Origin of the sequence: Inquilinus limosus MP06 (assembly GCF_000767795.1) — a bacterium.
Taxonomy (GTDB): domain Bacteria; phylum Pseudomonadota; class Alphaproteobacteria; order DSM-16000; family Inquilinaceae; genus Inquilinus; species Inquilinus limosus_E.
This window is the reverse complement of sequence record NZ_JANX01000980.1, coordinates 1-1,310: the sequence shown is the minus strand read 5'-3', so window position 1 is coordinate 1,310 and position 1,310 is coordinate 1. Positions and strand designations below refer to the sequence as shown.

The following is a 1,310-nucleotide window of genomic DNA, read 5'->3' as shown; positions in this document are numbered from 1 at the left end:
ATGGCCGTCGACCGCGGTGACCACGTCGCCGACCTTGAGGCCGGCCCGCGCCGCCGGGCCGCCGGCGGTGATGCCGTTGACCAGGATGCCGGCCGGCCGGTCCAGCCCGTAGGCCTCGGCCAAGCTGCGGTCGACCGCCTGGCCGTCGGCGCCGAGCCAGGGCCGCACCACCGGCTGCCCGGTCTCCGCCGCCCGCATCATGCTGCGCAGCATGTTGGCCGGGATGGCGAAGCCGATGCCGAGCGACCCGCCGGTGCGGCTGTAGATCGCCGTGTTGATGCCGACCAGCCGGCCCTTCATGTCGATCAGCGCGCCGCCGGAATTGCCGGGATTCACCGCCGCGTCGGTCTGGATGAAGAAGTCGTAGTCGGAGATGCCGACGGCGGTGCGGGCGATGGCGGAGACGATGCCCATGGTGACGGTCTGGCCGACGCCGAAGGGGTTGCCGATCGCCAGCACCAGGTCGCCGACCTCGAGCGCGTCGCTGTCGCCGAGCGGCAGCGCGGGCAGCGAGCGGCCGGCCAGGTCCTTGAGCTTGAGGAAGGCGAGGTCGGTGCGCTCGTCCGACAGCACCACCTCGGCCTCGTATTCGGTGCGGTCCGACAGCACCACGGTGATCTGGTCCGCGTCCTTGATCACATGGTGGTTGGTGACCACCAGCCCGCCGGACCCGACCAGGACGCCGGAGCCGAGCGAGTTCTCGACCCGCTGGCGCGGCCGGCCGCCGGGCATGTCGTCGCCGAAGAAGCGCTGGAAGAAGGGGTCGTCGAACAGCGGGTTGGCCCGCTCGACCACCATGTGGCGGGCATAGATGTTGACCACGGCCGGCGCCGCGCTGCGCACCAGCGGCGCGAAGCTGAGGTCGATCTCGGCCTTGCTGGCCGGCACCACCGGCTCCGCCCCGGCCGGCCCGGCCAGCAGGAGCAGCACCGCCGCCGCGGCACCTGCGAAACGGAACATCCTTCCTCCCTGCGCGGTCACGGGCTGGGTCTAGCCGAGCCCCCGCCCACCGTCCAGGGGCCGGCATGCCGCGGAGGGGGGATGGTCGTGATATGTGAGGCCGGCTCTCCCCCTCACCCTCCCGTCGCCAACGCGACGGGCCCCTCCCTCTCCCCGAGGAGAGGGATTGTTACCTCTCCCCCGGGGAGAGGTCGAAACCGCGCAGCGGTTCGGTGAGGGGGTCGCTCCGGCCGACGAGCCCGAGCGACCTAGCGTCCCGCCATCTCCTCCCGCAGCAGGGCCAGGGCCTGCAGCAGGGCCGGGGACCGGTCGGCGCGGCGCCAGACGGCGGCGACCCGAGCCCGGGGCGC

1 protein-coding gene is annotated in these 1,310 nt (G+C 73.1%); it reads right to left on the bottom strand.

Going from position 1 to position 1,310, the window contains the following annotated elements; all coding sequences use genetic code 11:
- Positions 1-960: trypsin-like peptidase domain-containing protein (locus tag P409_RS34570; RefSeq protein ID WP_034849442.1), on the bottom strand; the 960-nt coding region annotated here is incomplete at its 3' end.
- Positions 961-1,310 lie beyond the last annotated feature (350 nt).